Origin of the sequence: Winogradskyella rapida (assembly GCF_042675845.1) — a bacterium.
Classification (GTDB): domain Bacteria; phylum Bacteroidota; class Bacteroidia; order Flavobacteriales; family Flavobacteriaceae; genus Winogradskyella; species Winogradskyella rapida.
Genome location: NZ_JBHTKM010000063.1, coordinates 118335 through 138047, shown reverse-complemented (window position 1 = coordinate 138047; position 19713 = coordinate 118335). Strand labels below are relative to the sequence as shown.

At 34.5% G+C, this 19713-nt stretch carries 20 protein-coding genes; 13 read left to right on the top strand and 7 right to left on the bottom strand.

Annotation, left to right across the window (positions count from 1 at the left end; translation table 11 throughout):
• Window positions 1-5: 5 nt before the first annotated feature.
• Window positions 6-1034, bottom strand: coding sequence for a helix-turn-helix domain-containing protein (locus ACFQ13_RS08090; protein ID WP_386116053.1), 1029 nt, complete (start codon window positions 1032-1034; stop codon window positions 6-8).
• A 411-nt stretch (window positions 1035-1445) separates the two neighbouring features.
• Between ACFQ13_RS08090 and ACFQ13_RS08085 the strand changes: the two genes are divergently transcribed.
• The 8 genes from ACFQ13_RS08085 (at window position 1446) to ACFQ13_RS08050 (ending at window position 8008) form a co-directional block, all read left to right on the top strand.
• Window positions 1446-1880, top strand: coding sequence for a hemerythrin domain-containing protein (locus tag ACFQ13_RS08085; RefSeq protein ID WP_386116050.1), 435 nt, complete (start codon window positions 1446-1448; stop codon window positions 1878-1880).
• A 380-nt stretch (window positions 1881-2260) separates the two neighbouring features.
• The gene (locus ACFQ13_RS08080; protein ID WP_386116048.1) at window positions 2261-2710 is read left to right on the top strand and encodes a ferritin-like domain-containing protein; all 450 of its coding nucleotides are present in this window, start codon (window positions 2261-2263) and stop codon (window positions 2708-2710) included.
• Between the two features lie 234 nt (window positions 2711-2944).
• Window positions 2945-3652 carry an SOS response-associated peptidase family protein gene (locus tag ACFQ13_RS08075; protein ID WP_386116045.1) on the top strand — a complete coding sequence of 236 codons (708 nt, stop codon included), beginning with the start codon at window positions 2945-2947 and terminating at the stop codon, window positions 3650-3652.
• A 196-nt stretch (window positions 3653-3848) separates the two neighbouring features.
• On the top strand, window positions 3849-4010 hold the full coding sequence (locus ACFQ13_RS08070; RefSeq protein ID WP_114308992.1) for a DUF1328 family protein: 162 nt from the start codon (window positions 3849-3851) through the stop codon (window positions 4008-4010).
• 192 nt (window positions 4011-4202) lie between these two features.
• Window positions 4203-6098, top strand: a complete 1896-nt coding sequence (locus ACFQ13_RS08065) for a tetratricopeptide repeat-containing sensor histidine kinase (RefSeq protein ID WP_386116042.1) — start codon at window positions 4203-4205, stop codon at window positions 6096-6098.
• Between the two features lie 3 nt (window positions 6099-6101).
• Window positions 6102-6749, top strand: coding sequence for a response regulator (locus ACFQ13_RS08060; RefSeq protein WP_386116039.1), 648 nt, complete (start codon window positions 6102-6104; stop codon window positions 6747-6749).
• A gap of 171 nt (window positions 6750-6920) precedes the next feature.
• The gene (locus tag ACFQ13_RS08055; protein WP_386116037.1) at window positions 6921-7343 is read left to right on the top strand and encodes a hypothetical protein; all 423 of its coding nucleotides are present in this window, start codon (window positions 6921-6923) and stop codon (window positions 7341-7343) included.
• Window positions 7344-7402: 59 nt separating this feature from the next.
• Entirely contained in the window at window positions 7403-8008 is a 606-nt protein-coding gene (locus ACFQ13_RS08050) for a hypothetical protein (RefSeq protein WP_386116035.1), read from the top strand.
• Window positions 8009-8087: 79 nt separating this feature from the next.
• On the opposite strand, the gene ACFQ13_RS08045 is transcribed toward ACFQ13_RS08050, so the two are convergent.
• On the bottom strand, window positions 8088-8567 hold the full coding sequence (locus ACFQ13_RS08045; RefSeq protein ID WP_114308997.1) for a hypothetical protein: 480 nt from the start codon (window positions 8565-8567) through the stop codon (window positions 8088-8090).
• A gap of 214 nt (window positions 8568-8781) precedes the next feature.
• Here ACFQ13_RS08045 and trxB point away from each other — a divergent pair, with 214 nt between their 5' ends.
• The 4 genes from trxB to ACFQ13_RS08025 all read left to right on the top strand — a co-directional run bounded on the left by trxB (window position 8782) and on the right by ACFQ13_RS08025 (window position 12509).
• Window positions 8782-9765, top strand: coding sequence for a thioredoxin-disulfide reductase (trxB, locus tag ACFQ13_RS08040; RefSeq protein WP_114308998.1), 984 nt, complete (start codon window positions 8782-8784; stop codon window positions 9763-9765).
• A 172-nt stretch (window positions 9766-9937) separates the two neighbouring features.
• Window positions 9938-10528 carry a YceI family protein gene (locus ACFQ13_RS08035; protein WP_386116032.1) on the top strand — a complete coding sequence of 197 codons (591 nt, stop codon included), beginning with the start codon at window positions 9938-9940 and terminating at the stop codon, window positions 10526-10528.
• 39 nt (window positions 10529-10567) lie between these two features.
• Window positions 10568-11848, top strand: a complete 1281-nt coding sequence (locus tag ACFQ13_RS08030; protein ID WP_386116030.1) for a hypothetical protein — start codon at window positions 10568-10570, stop codon at window positions 11846-11848.
• A 64-nt stretch (window positions 11849-11912) separates the two neighbouring features.
• Window positions 11913-12509, top strand: a complete 597-nt coding sequence (locus tag ACFQ13_RS08025) for a YceI family protein (protein WP_386116027.1) — start codon at window positions 11913-11915, stop codon at window positions 12507-12509.
• Between the two features lie 9 nt (window positions 12510-12518).
• Here ACFQ13_RS08025 and ACFQ13_RS08020 read toward each other — a convergent pair whose 3' ends face one another.
• Window positions 12519-13352 carry a GIN domain-containing protein gene (locus ACFQ13_RS08020; RefSeq protein WP_386116025.1) on the bottom strand — a complete coding sequence of 278 codons (834 nt, stop codon included), beginning with the start codon at window positions 13350-13352 and terminating at the stop codon, window positions 12519-12521.
• A 376-nt stretch (window positions 13353-13728) separates the two neighbouring features.
• On the opposite strand from ACFQ13_RS08020, the gene ACFQ13_RS08015 reads away from it, so the two are divergent.
• Window positions 13729-15939 carry a tetratricopeptide repeat-containing hybrid sensor histidine kinase/response regulator gene (locus tag ACFQ13_RS08015; protein WP_386116022.1) on the top strand — a complete coding sequence of 737 codons (2211 nt, stop codon included), beginning with the start codon at window positions 13729-13731 and terminating at the stop codon, window positions 15937-15939.
• An 86-nt stretch (window positions 15940-16025) separates the two neighbouring features.
• Here the strand turns inward: ACFQ13_RS08015 and ACFQ13_RS08010 are convergent, their stop codons facing one another.
• From ACFQ13_RS08010 to ACFQ13_RS07995, 4 genes are all read right to left on the bottom strand, one after another.
• Complete coding sequence (locus tag ACFQ13_RS08010) at window positions 16026-16742, bottom strand: head GIN domain-containing protein (protein WP_386116019.1); 717 nt, start codon at window positions 16740-16742, stop codon at window positions 16026-16028.
• 103 nt (window positions 16743-16845) lie between these two features.
• Window positions 16846-18642: a PspC domain-containing protein gene (locus ACFQ13_RS08005; protein WP_386116016.1), complete on the bottom strand. Its 1797-nt coding sequence runs from the start codon at window positions 18640-18642 to the stop codon at window positions 16846-16848.
• Window positions 18635-18979 carry a PadR family transcriptional regulator gene (locus ACFQ13_RS08000; protein WP_114309006.1) on the bottom strand — a complete coding sequence of 115 codons (345 nt, stop codon included), beginning with the start codon at window positions 18977-18979 and terminating at the stop codon, window positions 18635-18637. The genes ACFQ13_RS08005 and ACFQ13_RS08000 overlap by 8 nt, the downstream gene beginning before the upstream one ends.
• A gap of 132 nt (window positions 18980-19111) precedes the next feature.
• A complete protein-coding gene (locus ACFQ13_RS07995) occupies window positions 19112-19558 on the bottom strand; it encodes a DUF4870 domain-containing protein (RefSeq protein WP_114309007.1) in 447 nt (148 codons plus the stop codon).
• Window positions 19559-19713: the final 155 nt, after the last annotated feature.

Sequence of the window (19713 nt, the reverse complement as noted above, 5' to 3'; positions counted from 1 at the left end):
ACCCATTATACATTTACTTTAGCAGTAATCTGCTTTTTAAATTCATTAGGCGAAACCCCATACTTTTCTTTAAAGATTTTAGAGAAATAACTTCGGCTTGTAAATCCTATTGAATACACAATCTGTGAAATATTAAGATCGGTTGTTTTTATAAAATGCCGGGCTTTCTCTAGGCGAATATGCCTTATAAATTCGGTAACCGTGCGTTTATACAGAAATTTAAAGCCATCTTGAAGTTTAGCTTGAGACAAGCCATAAGCTTCAGATAAGTCCCCTAAAGCGTATGGTCGGGCAGGTTCTTTCTGAATGCAATCACATATTGTTTTTATAGTCCTTAATTCTTGTTTTGATAAGGAGACGGGGAGTTCTTTTCCTGAGGTTTGACGTTCATGTTGCTGAATATGTAAAGATAGAATTTCATAAACCTTAGCTTCAATCTTTAAAACGCGAAGCATGCCTTTGGCTTTTACTTTATGGATTTTTCTAACATCGTCAGCCATTTTAAGATTCAATTCTCCAAAATGCATATATCTATTTTCATAGTCCTGATCCACGAATAACTCGTGTAACTTTTTATTTAAGGAGGCCACGTTTGTGGTGCTTTTATTCATAAAATCTTTACGGACAATTTGAATACAATTGACTTTTAATTTTTCGTGCTTCGGAAAATGTAAATAGTTAATTCCTTCAATTTTATTAGTGAAAATTACCGATTGAAATTGCTCGGTACGGCGTTCCGTAAGTTGTTCGCCAAAACGATGATAGAAATAGCCTTCTAAATTGTACATAAACCGGATTGGATTATAAACATCGGCTTCAATTTTTAAAATGAATTCTTTGTAAAAGGTGATATCAAAATCTAGTAAATTAACACCCCAATCAAAAGGAATATAAGTAATCTTGCCCTTGCCATTAATATTATCTAAGGTCATGGTAAATTCACCCCATTCCTCAACGATCTCACCCTCTAAATGGGTACTAATCTGCGTTAAGATATCTTTGGTATTTTCAGGATGTATTACAATTTCAATCATATGTTCTTATTTAATGCAATTTCTATACGATGATTTTAGCCTTCTTTCATAAAAGGGACTTTCAAAATCTATGCTTTGGGGACTTAATAGCATTCAGCTAAACATTACAGGGTTGAGTCCCACAATAGTAAGGCTGCCGCTCTTTTTTACGGGCTGTATTGTCAATTGAAAAAGAAGCGAACCATATTCCTCAATTCTCAATTAACATTATAAACGTCTAGGTTTATATAGGGTATAAAGTAAAAATAGGTTAAAAAGCCGAATTTTCACATAAATTTTATAAAAACAATACTGAAATACAGCAATTAAGGCCTTGTTTTCATATCAGCTAAGCTTCACTCGGATAGAGCCAAATAGAACGCTTTATGAGTTCTATTTTTGTCATAGAAACTAACGTTAAAACTAAAACTTATGAATATTTACGAAGCCATCCGCCACGACCACGATATACAACGCGATCTCCTAGAGAAACTTGTAGATACCTCTGGAGATACCGAAACCAGAAAACAGTTATTTGAAGAATTAAATAAAGAATTAACCATACATGCTAATGCTGAAGAGCGTCACTTTTACAAACCATTAATTCCTGTAGATATGATGCAAGAGCATGCCAGACATGGTATTGCAGAGCACCACGAAATTGATGAGCTCATTGAAAAATTACAAGATACCGAAATGGATTCTTCAGCTTGGTTAAAAATAGCCAAAGATTTAAAGCATAAAGTTGAACACCATTTAGAAGATGAAGAGCACAGTTTTTTTCAACTCTCAGGAAAGGTGTTTAGTGATAAAGAAAAAGAAACATTAGCAAAAAAATATGTAGAATATATGGAAGCCCATAGATAGATCAGTTTTAGGTTAGGTTGAAGAGCTACCTGTTTAAAATATTGATGATTGGTGTATACTGATTGTTGAATTTTGAATGGGTAGCTTGTTTGTTTTATAGCAGTGATAACTTATATGGTTTCGGTTGATGAGTTCTATTTTAGGTTCTTAATTTTGAAGTTTTTTTAGTGTTGTATTGACTTGAAATTTAGCTGGTTATTCTTAAAATATGTTAAGATTTAGGTGCGTTTGTAATCGCGTTAATCTCCTCGTTAATTGCATCAATTTGTTGTGTAAATCGGCCTTAAATTTGACCAAGCTAAAGCACAAACTTTAGGTTGAAGATGCAAACGGGTAAACATCTTAAAATAAATTACCTCTAATTTTAAAAGCAAGAAATTATGGAAACATACACAGAAGAAGTTGGAAGTAAATTAAACAACCTACTAGAAAAAAATTATGATGCTGAAAAAGGCTATAAAACCGCTGCTGAAAATGTAAATCATTCAGGGCTTAAAAATTATTTTTCAAGAAAAGCAGAACAACGACGCACTTTTGGACACGATTTAAAAACTGAGATTAAATCTTTTGGACAAGATGTAGATAAGGGCGGTAGTGCTACTGGCGCTGTACACCGCACCTGGATGGATGTAAAATCGTGGTTGTCTCAAGATAATGAAGAGTCTATGTTAGAAGAGGCTATTAGAGGTGAAAAAGCTTCTGTAGATGAGTATAATGAGGTTTTAAACGAAACAAGTTTACCTGGAAGCACAAAATCAGTATTATTAGCTCAGAAAAATCATATTGAATCCGATTTATCTGAAGTGAAGTCCTTAGAAAGTTTAAAATAAGGAACAATTTAGATTTAGTTAATTAATTTGAGCGGAGCACCTATTCTAAAACGGAATAGGTGCTCTTCTTGTTTAGTCTAAAGCTTTATGAATAGTCTTGAAAGAACCATCTAAAAAGCTTGAGTTTAGCTTAAAAATGAATTGAACTAAGGCTTTGCTAATGAGGTAGTTTTTTTAGGGTATCCGATAATTAATACCAGTGAAAACAACGTACTTGCGAGAAAGAAAAAGAAGATGTTTTATAAGGTATCAAATACATCCCGTTTAACTGATCTAGAAACTGCGTTTCAGGCCAAATTTAAATATCCGTTTTTGTACCAACCAACCCCCATGATCAATGGATTAACAGAAGCCACTTTACCAGTGATAACCAAAGCAGCTCCCAATCGCATTGATTATGCCATTTGGGGACTCTTACCAGCCGATTACAAAGAGAACTGGAATCATTTTCAGAATCTAAGTAATACCCTAAATATTTCTATTCACGATTTCAATCATTTAAATTGGATTACGCCAAGCATTCAAAACCAGCGTTGTGTGGTATTAGTTTCTGGCTTTTTTACATCATATCTCTACAATGGTGAAATTTATCCTTTTTACGTGTATCAAAAAGATCACAAACCCTTTGCGTTGGCAGCTATTTATTCGGTTTTAAATGATGGGTTTTTATCCTTTAGTTTGGTGACCTCACCAGCTAAAAAACACGATATAAAAGATATTCATAATCTAAGCGCTAACCTGCCTATTGTTATTGAAGCCAACCGTTATAAAGATTGGTTAAACTATAATGTAGATTTAGCAACTTTTGGTTCGGGAAAAATTGGCAATATCGATTTAAAGGCGCATGCCATATCTAAGATGCTTTACAACCATCAAATTTCAAATCAGCAGATTTTAGAGCCAGCCTACTACAATGATCTTCCTATTTTAGCAATAGGATAAGAAGAATATAATTTCCGTTTGAAGCTCAAGATTTAGGGTAACGTGTTCGCTTTTTGTTATCTAATCAGTTTTATATTGTATGAAGTTGTAATTCGGTTAATATCAAAAGCGTATGAGCAAAAGGGTCTCCTTATTAAATGCCATCTTTGTAGGGAAGGTTAGATATTCTAATCTCATTAACTAAAACCAAAAAAATATGTTACGTTGGACAATCACATTCGTTATAATTGCAATCATAGCTGCTATATTAGGTTTTGGCGGAATTGCAGGAGCCGCAGCAGGAATTGCTAAGATTATCTTTTTTATCTTTATAGTATTATTTGTACTCTCTTTATTAAAAGGTGTATTGAAGAAATAAGACCTCATTATATAACATTACAAAGCCTTGTAGAACAGTAGTTCGCAAGGCTTTTTTTTATATCACGGAAATCGGTGATAAAAGAACCAAAATTCAGGAGTATATTGCCATCTTAAATTTCTAAGCATTGTATAGGGATCTTTAAGGCTAAAGAGATCTATGGAATGTTAACCTTAAGAATTTACTAAAGAGATGCCCCTAAAAAAAACGGTTTTTCTGCTTTTAAGTATGGTCTGTTTATCAGTATCTGCTCAAAAAGTCTACGATACCTTTACAGCGTTTGGTGAAATCCCTCAAGTGGTAGAGAATGAGCTCTATGTTAAGCTAAATACGGCTGAAAATCAAGAGCTGCGGTTTCAATATTTAGATACCATTGCACAGATTTACTTAAAAGCAGGGCATGCCGATTCTTTGATGCATTATGGTAAGCGTATAAAAAACGATGCGTTTTACAGGGAGACTACAGCTGAAAGTAAGACGTACTATAAATTAAAAGGACTGTATTATGAAGGTGTTGCGGCTCAAAAAATGGGCTTATTAGAAGCGGCGACAGAATCTTTTATTGAAGGAATAGAAAGCTCAGAATCTAGACCATCCCTCCACAATTATTTAAAATTAAGACTCGCGGAGGTGTATTTGAGTAAGGGGGAGTTAGAGAAAGCAAAATCGCTTTTAGAAGAGTTGCCTCAAGAGAAATCTCCACATCATTTTTACCTGAATAATATCTTGATTAAGAGCCGTTATTTAATGTATTATGGGGATTATGATTTAGCCTCTGAGATGATGAACGAAGCTTTAACAGAAAGTTTTATTAAAGACTTTCCAAAACTTCGGTTAGAATTAAACCTTAATTGGTCGGAATTAGAGTTAAGACAAGGCGAATTTCTTAAGGTTCTTAACAGTACAAACGCAATAAAGAAAGAAGCTTTAGAGCTTGGGTTTTACGACCTTTATATTCAAGCTTGTTTAGATATTGGTTATGCTAATGCCATGCTTAATGAATTTGAAGTAGCTCAGGTGGTTTTAACATCAGCTTATATAAATACCATTCAATGGAACCGATTAGAATTACAGCAAAAGGTTATCGGGGATTTGGTAAAACTCTATAATGCTCAAGAAGATTATAAAAATGCGTATAATTTAATAACGCAATACCAACGCGTAAGTCGGGAAATTGACAATAATCAAAATGAACGTTTAGTAAAAGATTTAGAGTTAAAGTATGAAACGCTAAAAAAGGAAAAGGAGATCAGTCAATTACAAGAAGATCAGTTATTAAAAGAAGCAGAAATTGAACGACAAAAAACCATTCAGTATGCCTTTTTAATTGGATTTTTAGTTATTCTCATTCCTATCATCCTATTACTTATTGTTTATTATCAAAAATTACAGACGCAAAGTTTACTCAATGCGCAACAAGAAGCTATAAATCAGCAAGAGGTAAAAACCTTATTGCAATCGCAAGAACTCGATTTGGCTAAAAATACCATTGCAGTACAATCTAAAGAACGCGATAGAATAGCTCGAGAATTGCACGATAGTATTGGTGGTAATCTCGCCGGCATAAAATTAAAGATGAATAGTTTGTTTGATCAGCAACCCGAATTTAAACAAATCTTAAGTCTCTTAGATACCACCTACAATGAAGTCCGAGAAATATCGCACAGTTTAATTCCTAAGGAGTTTGAAGGATCGGCATTTACAGATTTAGTCAGTAATTATATCTATAATATTAACGAAGATTCTACCGTGAACATGCGCTTTGAAGCTTTTCCAAGCGATGAGGTTAACGCCATGGCTATTGGCTTGCAAGTATCTTTGTACAATATTATAAAAGAATTGGTTACCAATGCCTTAAAGCATGCGCAAGCGAAAGCTATAAATGTGCAAATTACCTCTTTTGAAGAGGATCAAACCATTGAACTTTTGTATGAAGATGATGGTGTAGGGTTTGATGTAAACCTTCTAAAAAAAGGTATTGGATTAAAAAATATGGAAAAAAGAGTCACTACTTTTAAGGGGACCATGTCCATAGACAGTACTCCAAATAGAGGTACTGTTATTAGTATAAGCTTACCACAATCGTAATTTATGAGTGCAACATATTCTATCATTATTGCTGATGATCATGCCATGTTTTTAGATGGGCTGACCAGTATTTTATCGGAAGAAAAATCGATAAAAGTTATACTTACAGCTAAAACAGGAACCCAGGTTTTAAAGTATCTCAGAATCAATAAAGACGAAAAAATTGATTTGGTAATTACGGATATCAATATGCCAGAAATGGATGGTGTAGCTTTAAATCAGGCCATTAAGTCCGAGTTTCCTCAGATAAAAACCCTAGTGGTGAGTATGCTAGAGGAAGCTAAAAAAATCAAACAACTTACAGAGGCCAATGCCAACGGGTATATCTCTAAAAATGCAGAGAAAACAGAATTGTTAAAAGCCATTACCAACATTTTAGAAGGTGAAAATTATTTTTCTCCACGTATTAAACAAGCGTTGATGGAAGCGATGTTCTCTGAAAAATCTAGTCCGGAAATTGCTTTAACGAAGCGCGAAACCGAAGTCCTAAAACTAATCGCCCAGGAGTTCTCTACACAAGAAATCGCAGACCAATTGTTTTTGAGTAAACATACCATTGAAAGTTACCGTAAAAATTTAATTTCTAAGTTGGGAGTTCGGAATCTCGCCGGACTTACACGTTATGCTGTAGAAAAGGGATTGTTAGCGTAACAATGAAGAGCTTAGCGATAGTAGTGGTTTGCCGCTAATATGCTGTGTTCTTCCTAAACCATTTAAAGGGTATCCCTGAAAACAGGGGGATGTTTCTACGGCTTTCCGTCTATTGTAGCGCTATTGATTTGCTGACCTTTGCATCAGAACAATAACCAAAACATAGAACGCATGATTTACGGAATTACTTTAATCTTTTTAAGCATCATCGCGGTGCCTTCCCTTATTTTATCCAAAAAACCTAATGCGCAAGAGCTTTTAGACAAAGTAGCGCCTTATCAAGCCTGGATTGGTCTTGTGTTTTTTATTGTAGGAATTTGGGGAATTATTTCCACATTACTTAATATCGGATGGTTATCTACAGCGCCAATTTGGTGGGTTACCTTATTAGCAGGAAGTGTCGTAGAAGCCACACTCGGGTTTATGCTCGGATTTAGTATGATTAATAAACTTATTCTCAGTAATAATGCTGCAGCCCAACAAAAAGCCGTAGCCATAAGAGGAAAATTAGCACCAATATTAGGGCAATTCGGAATTTTTGGACTCCTTGTAGGAAGTTGGATGATTGTAGCCTCCTTATTATTTTCCATTTAATACCAACATAAATTAACTCATATAAAACCTTCAGATTTAAACAAAAAAAATAACATATTATGAAACAATTAGCTTTAGCATTCTTATTAAGTTTTTCAGCAGTAGTCTTTGCACAACAGGTGCCACATCAACGATTAATTAGCGTTAATGGTATTGCAGAAAGTAAATCGCCAACATTAACTTATAAGACCGATGTAACCTTAACAATGGACAATAATTATTACGGAGAAGGCCCTTATAACACCTTAGCCGAATTAAAAACCAAGTATTATGAAACCCTTACAGATTTAGGAATTGATACCTCTAAATTTGTAGAAGATCCGTTGGCCTATGCGGCCACTGGGTATAGAAAAGAGGGCATTGTCCTTAGGTTTGAAACTAAAGATGAAGCTGAAATTTTAAAAGTAACCGGTGTAAGGATGATTCAAGTTTTACCTTCTTATGTTCAGGTTAAATCTGAAATTTTTGAGGCACAATTAGAACACTTAATGACTCTTGCTTTAGAAGATGCTAGGAAAAATGCAGATCTTTTAGCAAGCACCATGGGTGTGAAAATTAAGGATATTCATACAGTAGTTACCAATTACGATCGCAGTACCTATTGGATGTCTCCATCTTCAGATTTAGATTACATTAGAGTGACGGTGAGCTATACCCTAAAATAAAAGCGGAAACACCAACTTTAAAGTCTGCGGAACACGTGTAGTGATTCGCAGGCTTTTTTAGGTTTAATTTTAGCAGTGCTTATTCTACCCGTTGGTAGTTTTCAGAATAGATGCGGTTGCCGTCTTCGTCTAATTCAATTTGCTGAAACTGGTCAGGACCCGTTTTTATTTCAAATTCAAATTGTTTTCTTTCTGCAATCACTTCATCCATCACTTCAGATCCAAAATCTAAGACTTCCGTAAGCATATTATCTTCATATTTGTAAGTGCCATAACCAAACCATTCCGAAGAATCTGCAGGTTTATACTTACACCACATAACCTTGGTATCGGTGTACATTTTTAATTGTCGCGATTCTGAATTGGTTTTAAAGGAATCGACAACCCTATTGTCTTTGTAGTTGTAAAATCCAACTAATTCCCAAGTTCCATTAAGTTTTAAAGGCTTCGGTTTCACAACCGTTTCGGTGTCCATCATTGCTGTAGGTGATTCTGTTTTATCTTTGCAAGAAGATATAAACACAAAAACAAGACTAAAAGTTAAAATAAGATATCTCATAATTTCTAGGTTTTTGCTATTAGACCCCTATAAATTACAAAATTAAACGCACAAATAAGTGGTATTTAATATATTTATACCACTATAAGTACTGTTAATAACTTATGCGTAAGGATTTAATCAAAAAAACTACTTTTGTTTTGTGAGCTTTCGTTTCATCTTTTGTAATTATAAGATGTTCTGAGAGCCCTTTAAAATTTTAAAACTACAAGATATGTCAGATACAATAGAAAGAGTAAAATGTTTAATTATAGGTTCAGGACCTGCAGGATATACTGCTGCAGTTTATGCATCTAGAGCCAATATGGCTCCTGTTTTATATCAAGGAGAGCAACCAGGCGGGCAATTAACCACGACTAATGATGTTGAGAATTTTCCGGGATATCCAGAAGGTATTACTGGACCTGAAATGATGATGCAATTACAAAAACAAGCCGAACGTTTTGGTACTGATGTAAGACATGGTTGGGTTTCTAAAGTCGATTTCTCTGGTGAGATCCATAAAGCTTGGATTAATGGTGAAAAGGAAATACATGCTGATACCATTATTATTTCAACAGGAGCATCTGCAAAATATTTAAACTTACCTTCAGAACAAAAATACTTAAAACTAGGAGGCGGTGTTTCTGCTTGTGCCGTGTGTGATGGATTTTTCTACAGAAACCAAGAGGTGGTGATCGTAGGTGCAGGAGATTCTGCATGTGAGGAAGCGCATTACCTCTCTAAACTTTGTAAAAAAGTAACCATGCTTGTTAGACGTGATGAATTTAGAGCGTCTAAAATTATGGCGAAACGTGTTATGAATACTGAAAACATTGAGGTCTTATTTAACACGGAAACGGAAGAGGTTCTTGGAGATGGACAAGTTGTTACCGGAGTAAGAGTCTTTAATAATAAGACGAATGAAAAGCATGATATTGAAGCGACAGGCTTTTTTGTAGCTATTGGTCACAAACCGAATACTGATATCTTTAAAGACTTTTTAGATTTAGATGAAACGGGATACATTGTTAATGCGGTACCAGGAACAAGTAAAACTAACGTTGAAGGGGTATTTGTTAGTGGTGATGCTGCAGACCATGTATATAGACAAGCTATAACCGCTGCAGGAACAGGTTGTATGGCCGCCTTAGATGCGGAACGTTATTTAGCAGCTAAAGATGCCGACTTTGAAGTCGCAACCTCTAGTTATAACTAAAAGGTCTTAATCCTTTAAATTAATAATAGCCGAAGTTAATCACTTCGGCTTTTTTATTGCCAAATTCTTAGGGATTTTGTTAATGTTTTGTGGAATTTTTTAGACATGATTTTTGTCATAATTTAGGTTTACTAAATTCTGAATCTTTGCAGCAACACAAAAACAAATAACTATGAATAATGTAATGAAGTCAAGAATTTTAATTCTACTCGTATCTGTAAGCAGTCTGTTTTCTGTTCAGGTTGCAACCTCTCAAAATTATATTTTAAATAATAGTAGCTCTACTTTAGAAGTGCAAGGCACCTCGTCTTTACACGATTGGACTTTAGAAACTGAAGACCAATCCGGGAAGCTTGTTTTAGCTGAAGGTGATGCTTTTAATATAAGTACACTGAACTTAACTGTAGTTGCTGAAAGTTTAAAAAGTGGGAAGTCTGCCATGGATAAAAACACTTATAAAGCTTTAAAAACGGATGATCATAAAACCATGCTTTTCAATTTAGTTTCGGTTAATGAAATCAAAACAGTATCAGCAACGTCTTATAAGGTTAGTGTTTCAGGAAAAATGACCATTGCAGGGGTGACCAAAACAATAAGTGTAGACCTGACGGCAAATCTTCAAGGTTCAAATGTCATCTTAGAAGGAAAGAAAACATTTAAAATGACCGATTTCGGTATCGATCCTCCTAAAGCCTTATTAGGAACCATAAAAACGGGAGATGATATTACCATCGTCTTTAAATCGACTTTCAACAAACAATAAAAATCAATTCAAACAACGATAACTTAAAAACAATTAATTATGAAATCAGTATTCAAATTAGCAACGCTTGCCATTGCAATAATGATGGCATCTACAATAGGAGCACAAACGACTAATCCTAGAGATTTAGATAACTACAGGCAACCCGATCAACGTGGTGTCAATGTTTTTGAACCTCAAAAAGATACGTTAACCACTTTTGACAATTTACACGTAAGAATTGGAGGGTCTTTTGCACTTCAATATCAAGCGCTAAGCAATGAAAATTCAGGAGCTGTTGCCTTACAAGAAATAGGAAGTAACTTTAACTTAGCTACAGCGAACTTAGATTTAGATGTTGCACTTTTTGATGGTGTAAACATGCACTTAAGAACCTATTTATCTTCTAGACACCACCATGAACCATACGTAAAAGGAGGTTATTTTCAAGTTGATAAATTAGACTTCATTTCTAAAGGTTTTATGGAAGATCTTATGAAAAAGGTAACCATTAAAATTGGTCATATGGAAAATAACTATGGTGATGCTCACTTTAGAAGAAGTGACAACGCACAAGCGATCTATAATCCATTTATCGGTAACCTTATCATGGATTCATTTACTACAGAAGTTGGTGCTGAGGTGTACTATAACGCTGGTAACGGATTCTTCGGAATGTTAGGATTTACTAACGGAAAATTAAATCAAAGTGTAGAAGAATCTAACGGAACTAGTGGAGGTGCTGCCTTATTAGCGAAAGTAGGTTACGACAAACAAATTTCTGAAGACTTAAGATTTAGATTAACAGGATCTTTATATAATACAGGATATGCACAAAATGTATACTTATATTCTGCAGATAGAGCAGGGGCGAGATACTACAGTGTAATGCAAGATGCATCAGCAACAAGTGATAACTTTAGAGCGGGACGTTTTGATCCGTCTTACGGAAACCAAATTACAGCGGTAATGATTAACCCTTTTGTAAAATATGGTGGCTTAGAATTCTTTGGTACTGTTGAATTAACATCTGGAAGACGTCTTGCAACAGAAACTGAAAGAAGAAATACAGAGCAATATGCAGGTGAAGTAATTTACAGATTTGGGCCTCAAGAAAAAGTATTTGTAGGGACACGTTACAATATGGTAAATTCAGAGTTAGCAAGTGGAGATGATGTTAGCATTAACAGATTTCAATTAGGTGCAGGTTGGTTTATGACTAAAAACGTACTTATGAAAGCAGAATATGTTAACCAACAATATAATGATTTTGCAGCAGGAGATATTCTTGAGGATGGTCAATTTGATGGAGTTATGCTTGAGGCTGTGATTAGTTTCTAGGGAGTTAGTTAATTTAAAGGCCTTTATTTTTTGAAATAGAGGCCTTATTTTTTATTTTTAAGCTATGATTCGGATCTTTTTATTTTTCATTTTAGTATGCTCAGGACCTCAGTTTCTAGATTATAACTATAATAGCAATGAAACTAAGGAATCAGTAGTTGTTTTATCTTCTGAAAGTTTTCTGAGAATTAAAGGTAAGACCAATGTGAGCTCTTTTGAGTGTCAGTTTGATATGTCGGCAATTTCAGAAGTCATAAAAATTAATTACAGAACGCTCGACAATAAAATTAAATTTGAAGACACAAAATTAGTGCTTCCTAATGTGGAGTTCAATTGTGGAGGGAAAGCCATAAACAAAGACTTTAATAAGTTATTGAACACCGCAGAACACCCAAAAATTACCTTAAAATTAAAAGAGATTTCTAACCTAGAGTCTCACAGTCAAACCCTGACGGCTACCATTGAAATTACAATAAGTAATGTCACCAGACAATACAAAATGCCTATTAATTTAGCTCAAGATCAAGACTTACATGTTAACGGAGTGCTTCCTTTAAACATTAATGATTTTAACTTAGAGGCGCCTACAAAAATGTTGGGGATGGTTAAGGTGTCGCCTCAAATTGAAATTCAATTTTCGCTTAAAATGTTAGAATCCTAATTGTAGATTTTAGCGCTTTTTTTTCTGAAGTTTAGCGGTATCTTCAAACTTTGTAATGGCAATTGCCGCCGTTCCAAATAGGTAAACTTCACTATTTCCAGAGGCAGCAATAGTTATGTTGTCTAATACAGAAATGGTTAAGTCACTACTATCTTCTAAGGTGACTTCAGACGTATTAACATCAAATTTAGAGCCGTTAAAATTAGTAGAGGTATCCATACGGATTACAGAACTGTTGGCAGCGCCTTCAATAACCGCATCTGCTCTTAAATACAAATCAAAATCAGCCACTTTGCTATTCACTAAAGCATCGAGTTTACTGTTATCCGTTAATTCTATTTTAGTGGTAGTGGCGGTAAGGTTTAATCTTGTTTTAGATTTTCCTGAACTCTGGTAGGTGAAATTTTTCGCATTAATATTTAAATAAGCTCTAGAGTTGTCTGCTGTAATTAAGATTACGTCTCCCAATTCCATAGACGTTAAGGATCTAATTTCGCCATTCCCTTTAGTTTCAATCGTTTTTAAGCCATCGCCGTAATTAACCGTAATGTTTAATTTCTTCTTTGAAGTAATGCGCTTCGTTTCAGTAAATTGAAGCACGCCATCCACAACGTTAAAATCTATAACTTCGTGTAAGTTATCATCAGCCTCAATGTTTACTGAAGGTTTACTATTATAAACCACTTCAACTGAAAAGTCACCGTTTACAATAATAGAGTGGAAGTTATCCACGTAGGTTTGCTTTAAGGTAACGTTTCGGTCGCCTTTAATTTTATCGTCCGATTGCGCTGTTACGGTTGTTGCTACAACCATTAAAAACAGAAAGTGTAATACGTTTTTCATAGTCTTGTTTTACTGTCCTTTATAAGACACAAAGCGCCATAGTAACGTCACTTATTTTCAGTTTTGACATGCTTATAACGTTCCGATGGTCAATAATAGTGATTTCTATTTAATTCTGGTCTAATATCAGAGATTAAACTAGAATATACAAAAATCATCCCAAACTTAATAAAGAATGAAAATTATAAGCATCTCATAGAGTTTCATAAGTTTAACACTTTCGTTGTCATAAAAAATAGTAAATTGTTCAAAGATTTTAGCGGTGAAAGGCTGCCCAATAGGCAAGGAAGCTTAAGCCGATTAAAATAATGTAATTAAGAAGAATCCGTTTATTGTGCTAATGGTGATAATTTAAAAAAAGAAATGTAGCTTAGAAATGACTTCAAACCACACTGAGAATATTAGTCAAATTTTAGAAAAGGCTTACGAAACGCGAATTAAAGATGTCTCTAAGAGTATTACTTTAACTCAAAAAGCGCTTCAATTAAGTGAAACTATAAACGACGATCAGTTAATAGGAGAATGCTTAACGCAATTGGGCTTGTTCTATATGATTATTGCAGAGTTTGAAAAGTCTAATGCGCTATCTAAAAAAGCACTTCAAATTTATAAAGATCTTAATTATGAATTAGGGATTGCCAATGCGCGCTACAATCTGGGGAGTGTATTTTATAAGACCAATGATTTCTATAGTGGATTAGTACAGTTATTAGAGGCTCTTAAAATTTATAAAAAAGAAGAACATTGGCCAGGAATTTGTAAAACGGAAAAGGCTGTTGGTACTATATACGAGTATATTGGCGATAATGACAATGCGCATAAAATTTATACTAATGCTATAGAAACCGCTATAAAACTAGGCGATAAAAAATTAGAATCTAATATTCTCAATAACCTTTCTGGGCTTTATCTAAAGAAGAATAAAATAAAATTAGCCAAAGAAAAAATTGAGCGTTCCATTGCCTTAAAAAAGGAAAGTAAGGATTATCGTGGTTTAGGTTTTGCTATCTATGGCCGTGGAAAAATCCATTTAAAAACGGAAGCTTATAGAGAAGCCAAACAAGATTTTTTTGATGCTTTAGATATCCATATGGAAGTTAATGAACAGTTTGGTTCGGCCATGTGTTTATCTAAACTTGGTAAAATGTATAATTGTTTACAGGATTTTGAAAAAGCAGAATACGTTTTAAAGGCGAGTATAGAAATTGCGGAAAGTATTAACTCTACGATGGTTAAAATTAAAGGGTATCAGTTACTCTCTAATATCTATAAGGCTCACCGCAATCACCATGATGCTTTAAAATATTTAGAACTTTATGTCTATGAAAAGGAGCGTATAACCCAAACACAGACCGTAAAAGTTATTGAGCATTATGATCTGATTAATCAGATGAATAAGCTAGAGAATGAGGCCCGTATTCATAAGGAAAAACAAAAAGCCTTAGATATCATTAATAAGGAAGAAAAAGAAGCTGTAAGATTAAGACAAGAGTTTCTTTCTATTATGAGTCACGAAATTAGAACGCCGTTAAATGCCATTACCACCATAATTTCAATTTTAAAGGACAATATTGTTAATGCCGATAAAGAGTTGTTTAAGAGTCTTCAGTTTGCCTCTAGAAATTTAATTAATACCGTAAATGATACTTTAGATTTTACCAAACTAGATTCTAACAAGTCGGTTTTAGAAGTTCAGAACGTAAATTTGAAGACCTTATGTTCTAATATTATTGCTTTGCATAATAATAACGCCAAGCTTAAAGATTTAGATTTGGTGTTAGAAAGTGGTATTCCTGAGGATCGCTATTATTCTTTAGATCAGCCTAAGATTGGTCAAATTTTAGGAAATTTAATTAGTAATGCTATAAAATTCACGCATCGTGGTAAAGTTGTTTTAGCCACCACATTAGTCGCCGAAGACAAAGTTTACGATACGGTTAAGTTCAGTGTTTCAGATACCGGAGAAGGCATTTCTAAAGCTAATATTGATGTTATTTTTGATAGTTTTTCTCAAATAAAACCAGTGACCACGCGAGAACAAGGCGGAACAGGTCTGGGTTTAGCCATTGTTAAAAAATTAGTAGAGCTTCATCAGGGAGAAATTGTTGTAGAAAGTACCCTTAATGAAGGGTCAGAATTTCATTTTACCCTACAACTGAAAAGGGTTAAAAATGTCGTGGAAGAAGAACATATCGATTACAGTCAACTCGAAGGAAAAACCGCTCTTATTGCAGATGATACTTTAATTAATGCTTTACTTATGAAGAAAGTATTAAAAAAATGGAAGGTCAGTTCGGATTTGGTAAAAGATGGGAAAGAGGCAGTGGAAGCTGCAAATATAAAGGCTTACGATTTTATATTAATGGATATTCATATGCCTAATATGAATGGTATTGAGGCTACAAAGCTTATTAAATCTCATATGAATAAAAATACCAATACGCCTATTTTTGCGGTCACTGCAGATGTGCAAACCAACGAACATGAAGAAAATAGAGCCTTATTTGATGCTATTTTATGGAAACCTTTAGAGATAAAGAAACTCTATGTGGCCCTAGCCAAGAAATCTAATTTTGAAAATGCCTAACGCTGTTCTTCTGAACTGATATTAAAAAACCATGGAAAAACTCTAACAAGTTCCGTTAAGAGTATCGCCATGGTTCTAAAATTGATTTAGTGTTTTTTGATACTTCCAGCAGAATTATCAGAGGCACTTACAGTTTCTGGATTCCCGTAATAGGTGATGTCTCCACCGCTTGTAGCATTAGCCGTTAATGTTTTGGAGGCGTACACTTCAATATCAGCCCCACTAGTAACGCTAACTGCTGCTGTTTCTGAAATTAACTGAGCCGCTTCAATATCACTTCCGCTCGTAGCTTTAGCAGCAAAATGTTTAGTGCTTCCGCTTAGCTCAATATCACTACTACTGGTGGTTGTACAGGTAAGGCTATCGGTCTTAACTTCTAATTTAATATCGGCACCACTCGTACTTTCTAAGGTTAATTGTGAAGTTTGAATCAGGTTTTTTCCCCATACATCACTACCGCTAGTGGCTTTTATCGTTTTAAGAGAATTGAAACTCAACCGTACTTTTTTTAATGTAGAACGTCTTATATTTTCCGTGGTGTAAATGTTTAATACGCCATTTTCAACAGACGTTTCAATGAGGTCTTGAAGGTTGGTGTCGGCTTCTACCGTTAAAGAAACCGCTTCTGATTGTGTCAACTGTAAATCTAAACCATTGCTGATTTTAATGGCATCAAAGGGTTCGTTAATGGTACGTTCAGATATAACAACGTGCCCATCGCCATCTATTCCTTTTCCTAAATTGCAAGATAGAAATAAGCAACTAATAAGGCCTATGGCGATAATTTTAGTAAGTGTGGTCATAATTTCTGTTTGTTTTTTGATTGATGTTATAAATTTAATTATTAATGAGTTAGCTTAAAAATGAACCGGATGAATTGTTGAATTTTAAGCCTCAACTGTGATTTTAGGGTGTGCCAGTTGGTTCTGTAGTGGTTTTGGGCGTATTTGGTGTTGCTGGCGGCTCCACTTCCAAAGTCGTGTTTACCGCATTATCCTCTTCAGCTTCTTGTTCTATAGTCTCCTCATCGGCATCTGCTTTATAAGGTTTTGCGCAATCCAAACATTCCGCCTCGTCTTCTAAAACTTTAAAATAGTTGTCTTCCATATCTTGTTTTAAAATGTTTTTTACGGAGACGTTATATCTAGAAAATCGAGACACATAATCATCTAAAGAAAATACGCTGCCTTCAGGTAGATAGATGTATAGGTCAATGTGCTGGTCGCTAAATTTATTTTCAGCATCCGTTACCAAAAAGGCATCTAAACGCAATTCATTACCTATGACTTTGTAATTATAAGTGATGTTTTTAGCTCTTGTGGCTGCTAAATCATAACTACTCCCTTCAGCATAAGCATTAATTTTTATAGAGGCCAAAGAATCTGTGGTCGATTTGATTATTACCCTAATATCTGTTGTTGAAATTAGACTTTGGTTGTTGTCGGTTGGACTAATTTTATAATCATAGTAGTTTTGATACAGGTGCTTGTTATAAGTGTCATGACTCATCATTTTTATCTTCAACGTATCACCAGAGGTAATATTTAAAGGTTCTTCTATTTGAGTAATGTTGGCATCATAAGCTTGTTCTGTGGCTTGCCTTATACCAGTGATGATAAGGCCTATTATGGCCATAATCCATAACCCTAATAAGGTGAATTTGGCAATGTTTCCTATAGATTTTAAATTGTTGACTAAAATCTTTAACCCAATATAGAATATAAAGAAGAATGGAATTCCGATAGCCAAGAACAAGAGTAAAGACATTAACCAAATTGGGAGGTTCGCCGCATTAGAGGCATTAATAAAATCTAAGCCGGGGAAATGAATAGCATTGGTGATTCCTATAGTGAAAAAGGCTACGATTAATGCAATAATGGTACTTATTCCGATAAATATTAAAAGGATACCGATAAATTTTGCAATGGTTTTTAGCACGAATAAAATAAGGGTTCCAATAGTGCCAAAAAACGATTGTGAGCTCGATTTTAATTTACTGCTTTGCTTCTGAAAATCGACATTTTTAACCGATTCTGAAATGTTGTCTGAAACATGATCAAAACCTTCTTTTAATTTGTCGCCATGTTTTTTTAAATCGACATTTTTTAAGTTTTCAGAAACCGTATCAATCCCATCTTTAATTTTTTTTTCGATGTTACTGATATTTACAGGATCGCCGGTCATGGTTAATTTTTCAGCGGTCGTTTTGGCTTCAGGAATAAGGGCCCACAGTAAAATATAGAGTAAAACCCCAGTACCTGCACTAAAAAATAGAATAACCCAAATGAGTCTAATCCATAAGGCATCCAAGCCAAAATAATGACCCAATCCTGCGGCAACACCACCAATATAAGAGTTGTCAGTATCTCTGTATAAACGACGTACAGCTCGTGATTTTCGGTAGTCCTGTTGCTGAGGTTCATCGTCAAAAATTTCGTCGTCTACCAAATAATCTTCAGGTTGCCCCATTATGGCAATAACCTCGTCTACTAGGGAAAGACTTACAACTTGCTTTTCATTTTGTATGCGTTCTGAAAATAATTCGGCAATTCTAGCTTCAATATCGGCAATGATTTCTGAGCGCCCTTGAGAATCTGTAAATGAACGTTTTATAGCCTCAAGATAGCGCGATAATTTGAGGTATGCATCTTCATCAATGTGGAAGAATATCCCTGCTAAATTTATATTGACTGTTTTATTCATTGTTTTGTTTTTTTGTGTTGGTAACTAGGTTTACAGCATTTTGTAATTCATTCCAGGTGCTGTCTAATTCGGTAAGAAAAAGTTGCCCTGTTTCGGTGAGACCATAATATTTTCTTGGTGGCCCCGAGGTCGATTCTTCCCAACGATAATTAAGTAATCCTGCATTTTTAAGTCGGGTTAAAAGCGGATAAATTGTGCCTTCAACCACAAGCATTTTAGCGTCTTTTAGAGTGCCTAATATTTCGGCAACATAAGCATCTTCATTCGCGAGAATAGATAAAATGCAATATTCTAAAACACCTTTTCGCATTTGTGCTTTTGTGTTTTCTATTTTCATACTTGTCTTCTAATTTTTTTAAGCGTCTCAGCAGCATCGAGTCGTGCAGAAGGCTTATTTGAGATTAAACTGTTCATTTTTTGATGGATTTGATTATTGATGAAATGAATTCTATTGAATTCTAAACTTGTATTATTTTAAAAAATTGATAGTTAAGGGATATTGAAAAGACTTGCCGTCTCTTGCGGTTAAACTGGCCTTAACAATTAAAGCCAATTCAATGATAAAAGCGATTACGGCTAAAACCCCTAAGCCACCTCCTATATATAATAAGGCTGAAGGTTCGCCTAAATCGATATTAAAATTGTTTAAACCATTATAATGGATCACATCGAGACCACTAAAGACTTCAAAAATAAAAAAGGGAACACTTAAGGTACCTAAGATAATGGCGTATAGAAAAACGCTCATCTGAAAATTGATGGCTTGTTTCCCGTGGAAGTCTATAAATACCGATTTGTTCTTATTCGCTGCCCATAAAACAAGGGGACCAATAAAATTTCCGAAGGGAATAAAAAACCTTGAAAAGGTGGAAAGGTGAATTAGCGTGGCGACGTTTCTATGGTGGTTCTCAATCATTTTAAAAAGGATATAATAGTTTCTTATACAAATATATGTCTTTAAAAAGGTAGTATGTTACGCATAGTACCTAATATTAACATTTTATTAACATTTGTGTAGGCGAATTTTTTCATTTAAATAAGTGGGATAGCCGTATAAAAGTCAGTAACTTG

Excerpts from the sequence above, each read along its gene's own strand:
- ACFQ13_RS08090 (WP_386116053.1), bottom strand. The coding sequence starts at position 1,034 with ATGATTGAAATTGTAATACATCCTGAAAATACCAAAGATATCTTAACG.
- ACFQ13_RS08020 (WP_386116025.1), bottom strand. The coding sequence starts at position 13,352 with ATGAAAAACGTATTACACTTTCTGTTTTTAATGGTTGTAGCAACAACC.
- ACFQ13_RS08035 (WP_386116032.1), top strand. The coding sequence starts at position 9,938 with ATGAATAATGTAATGAAGTCAAGAATTTTAATTCTACTCGTATCTGTA.
- ACFQ13_RS08060 (WP_386116039.1), top strand. The coding sequence starts at position 6,102 with ATGAGTGCAACATATTCTATCATTATTGCTGATGATCATGCCATGTTT.
- ACFQ13_RS08005 (WP_386116016.1), bottom strand. The coding sequence starts at position 18,642 with ATGAATAAAACAGTCAATATAAATTTAGCAGGGATATTCTTCCACATT.
- ACFQ13_RS08055 (WP_386116037.1), top strand. The coding sequence starts at position 6,921 with ATGATTTACGGAATTACTTTAATCTTTTTAAGCATCATCGCGGTGCCT.
- ACFQ13_RS08010 (WP_386116019.1), bottom strand. The coding sequence starts at position 16,742 with ATGACCACACTTACTAAAATTATCGCCATAGGCCTTATTAGTTGCTTA.
- trxB (WP_114308998.1), top strand. The coding sequence starts at position 8,782 with ATGTCAGATACAATAGAAAGAGTAAAATGTTTAATTATAGGTTCAGGA.
- ACFQ13_RS08080 (WP_386116048.1), top strand. The coding sequence starts at position 2,261 with ATGGAAACATACACAGAAGAAGTTGGAAGTAAATTAAACAACCTACTA.
- ACFQ13_RS08000 (WP_114309006.1), bottom strand. The coding sequence starts at position 18,979 with ATGAAAATAGAAAACACAAAAGCACAAATGCGAAAAGGTGTTTTAGAA.
- ACFQ13_RS08065 (WP_386116042.1), top strand. The coding sequence starts at position 4,203 with ATGCCCCTAAAAAAAACGGTTTTTCTGCTTTTAAGTATGGTCTGTTTA.
- ACFQ13_RS08085 (WP_386116050.1), top strand. The coding sequence starts at position 1,446 with ATGAATATTTACGAAGCCATCCGCCACGACCACGATATACAACGCGAT.
- ACFQ13_RS07995 (WP_114309007.1), bottom strand. The coding sequence starts at position 19,558 with ATGATTGAGAACCACCATAGAAACGTCGCCACGCTAATTCACCTTTCC.
- ACFQ13_RS08015 (WP_386116022.1), top strand. The coding sequence starts at position 13,729 with ATGACTTCAAACCACACTGAGAATATTAGTCAAATTTTAGAAAAGGCT.
- ACFQ13_RS08025 (WP_386116027.1), top strand. The coding sequence starts at position 11,913 with ATGATTCGGATCTTTTTATTTTTCATTTTAGTATGCTCAGGACCTCAG.
- ACFQ13_RS08050 (WP_386116035.1), top strand. The coding sequence starts at position 7,403 with ATGAAACAATTAGCTTTAGCATTCTTATTAAGTTTTTCAGCAGTAGTC.
- ACFQ13_RS08075 (WP_386116045.1), top strand. The coding sequence starts at position 2,945 with ATGTTTTATAAGGTATCAAATACATCCCGTTTAACTGATCTAGAAACT.
- ACFQ13_RS08070 (WP_114308992.1), top strand. The coding sequence starts at position 3,849 with ATGTTACGTTGGACAATCACATTCGTTATAATTGCAATCATAGCTGCT.
- ACFQ13_RS08045 (WP_114308997.1), bottom strand. The coding sequence starts at position 8,567 with ATGAGATATCTTATTTTAACTTTTAGTCTTGTTTTTGTGTTTATATCT.
- ACFQ13_RS08030 (WP_386116030.1), top strand. The coding sequence starts at position 10,568 with ATGAAATCAGTATTCAAATTAGCAACGCTTGCCATTGCAATAATGATG.